The organism is Vibrio sp. Vb0667, from assembly GCF_033391095.1.
The window spans coordinates 1-1,083 of the sequence record NZ_JAWPOL010000354.1 but is presented as its reverse complement, the minus strand read 5'-3'; the positions used below and the strand labels follow the sequence as shown (position 1 = coordinate 1,083).

1 protein-coding gene is annotated in these 1,083 nt (G+C 46.3%); it reads right to left on the bottom strand.

The window, feature by feature from the left end:
• Positions 1 to 1,083 (bottom strand): DNA primase (dnaG, locus tag R8269_RS25865; RefSeq protein WP_318222994.1); only part of this gene is annotated, 1,083 nt, incomplete at both ends.

Genomic DNA, 1,083 nt, shown 5'->3' with positions numbered 1-1,083 from the left:
TTGTTGCTCGAACGCTGCTTTGCCGTATTTACGAACGTAGCTGTCTGGGTCTTCCCCATCAGGTAAGAATAAGAACTTCAATGTGTTCCCGGTTTTGAGGAATTGAAGTGCGTTTTCTAACGCTCGCCATGCCGCTTCTTTACCTGCTCGGTCGCCATCGTAACAACACACAACGGTATTGGTTTGGCGGAACAACATTTGAATATGATCGCCCGTTGTCGAAGTGCCTAGCGAAGCGACGGAATAATCTACGCCGTATTGAGCCAGAGCGACAACGTCCATATAGCCTTCAACCACCAAAATTTGTGCTGGTTCACGATGCGCTTGTAACACTTCGTACAGGCCATAAAGCTCTTTGCCTTTATGGAATATTGGTGTTTCCGGTGAGTTGAGATATTTTGGCGTACCTTCACCAAGTACTCGACCACCAAAGCCAATTACTCGACCACGACGGTCACGAATTGGAAACATAATACGACCACGAAAGCGGTCATAACGGTTGCCTTTGTCGTTTTCAATCAGCATGCCACCAGTGACAAGCATGTCTTGATTGTCTTTATTCTGGCCGAAGTTTTTACGGACTAAATCCCATTCGTCAGCCACGTAACCAATGCCAAATTTCTGAACGATTTCACCAGATAGACCACGGTCTTTTAGGTATTCAATCGCGACCTTGCTCGAAGGTTGTTTGAGTTGGTTACGGTAAAACTGGGCAATGCTACCCATTAAATCGTATACGCTGCGTTTTTCACTGCTACTTGCTTGCGGTCCAGATTTGAACTGCCCACCGCCACCACTACGTTGTTCGCGAGGAACGTCCAAACCTAGATAAGAGGCAAGTTCTTCAATCGCTTCAACGAACTCTAGGCGTTCAAACTCCATCATAAAGTCGATGGCGTTACCATGTGCACCACAGCCAAAACAGTGATAGAACTGCTTCTCTTGGCTCACACTGAATGACGGTGTTTTCTCGTTGTGGAATGGGCAACAAGCGCCGTAGTTTTTGCCTTTTTTCTTAAGTTTCACACGTGCGTCGATGATATCGACAATATCAAGCCGAGCTAGAAGGTCATCAATAAAACT